The organism is bacterium (assembly GCA_030654305.1).
GTDB lineage: Bacteria > Krumholzibacteriota > Krumholzibacteriia > LZORAL124-64-63 > LZORAL124-64-63 > PNOJ01.
Genome location: JAURXS010000267.1, coordinates 1 through 1,750, shown reverse-complemented (window position 1 = coordinate 1,750; position 1,750 = coordinate 1). Strand labels below are relative to the sequence as shown.

Genomic DNA, 1,750 nt, shown 5'->3' with positions numbered 1-1,750 from the left:
CCAGCGACGTCAGCAGCTCCGCCACGCCCAGCGACGCCGGCAACGCCTCGATCCGGCCGCCGGCGAGCGCGACCAGGCTGCGCGTGCGCGACCAGCCCCCGCGCTGCCACAGCCAGGAGAAGAACAGGTCCGCGAGCGGGGCCAGGGGTTGGCGCGTCGCCCCCGTCTCGTCCCAGTCGATCAGGCCGCTGACCCGGCCGCCCTCCAGGAACACGTTGCTGAGCGACAGGTCGCCCTTGCGCAGGTGGAGCTGCGGGGAGCGACCGGCGTCGAGGCGCGTGATCGCGTCGCGCAGCGTCGGCGCCAGGTCGGGATCGTGTCGCTGCAGGAGAGCGGAGAGGTCCGCCTCGGCCTGGGGCAGGACGTCGTGGCCGTCGTCCAGGCCGCAGGACGCCGGGTCGAGGTCGAGCAGGTCCTTCAGCACCGGGGCGATCCCGGCGGCCGCCGGGGGCGGGGCGTTGCGGTCCTCCGCCCAGGGCCGGCCTGTGCAGTAGCTCTCGAGGTGCAGCAGCAGCCCGCGGTACTCCACGTCCGCAGCCTGTGCCGGCAGGAGCCGGCGCAGCGGCGCGTCCGCCGCCAGTTGCGCCCGCACCGACATGAGCGCGCGCTGGCCGTGCCGCATCGCCGCGGCGACGTCATCGTTCAAAGGGACCTTCGTGATCCAGCCGCGGCCGTCGTCCGCGTGGAGCGTGGCCACGAGCTTGCCTTTGCGCAACGCCTGCGGCGGCGAGGCGCGCCAGCTGCCGTCGGCGAGGCCCAGCTCCCGCGCGGCCTGCCGCAGGGCGCCCTCGATCCATGACGGTCCGGCGGGTCCGCGCGACGCGGTCAGGGCGTAACGGGGCGCCGAAAGGCGGTACAGGCGGGGAGGGAGCCGGCGGGCGCCGTCCCGCGCGTGGCGGCGGTGGGCCGCGATGGCGGCCGGGTCGTCGAGGTCCACCCAGCTGCGCGGGCCGTCGTCGCGACCTTCGAGCGCCCAGCGCCGCGCGACCGTCAGGCCGGACGCTGCTGCGGCGGCGGCGAAGGCGTGCGGGCCGAGCGCGGCGGGGGCGCCGCCGTGAAGCAATCTGTCGAGCGACCGGAGCCACTCGTTCTTCCGGAGACTTTCCCGCGACCAGGGACCGGGCGTCGCCAGGTAGAGCCCGCCGCCGGGCCGCAGCACGCGGGCGACTTCGGCCAGGAAACGGCGGGACCAGCCGGCGCGACGGTTCCCGGCGCAGGGCGGCAGGGCGTCGTCGGCGACGATCCAGGCCACCGCGTCGCAGCCGGCGTCGGCCAGGGGCAGCGTGGTGCCGATGCCGCCGCGCACCGTGACCAGGTTCGCGATCCCGGCGGCGTCGCGCCGCCGCTCCAGCAGGGCGAGGACGACCGGGTCGGGATCGACCACCGTGACGCGCTCCCAGCGCCGCGCCAGGGCGAGCGTCGCGGCGCTCCAGCCGGCGCCGCCCAGCAGCAGGTGGCCTCGGCGGTCGCCGCACAGGAGCAGATCCCAGGCGGCGCGGCCCTCGTCGACGAGTTCTTCTAGACGGGCGAGGTGGTCGGGGCCGGTGGGTAGGGCGGCGACTAGGGCGGCGACCAGGGCGTCGCACAGGACGTCGGGCGCGGCGGCCGGCGACGTCGCGTCCGCGGCTGCGAGCAGCCCGGCCGTGATGTCCGCCCGCGAAGCGCGATCGGTGGTCACGCGACGCCGTCTTGCGGGGCGGTCTCGGCTTTCTTGCGGTTGCCGATGACCCGCGCGGGGTTGCCCATGAGG

Annotated in this window: 1 protein-coding gene; it reads right to left on the bottom strand. The window is 76.5% G+C overall.

The genetic code is table 11. From position 1 onward, the window contains the following. Nucleotides 1-1,678: methyltransferase domain-containing protein (locus Q7W29_07645; GenBank protein ID MDO9171687.1), on the bottom strand; the 1,678-nt coding region annotated here is incomplete at its 3' end. Nucleotides 1,679-1,750 lie beyond the last annotated feature (72 nt).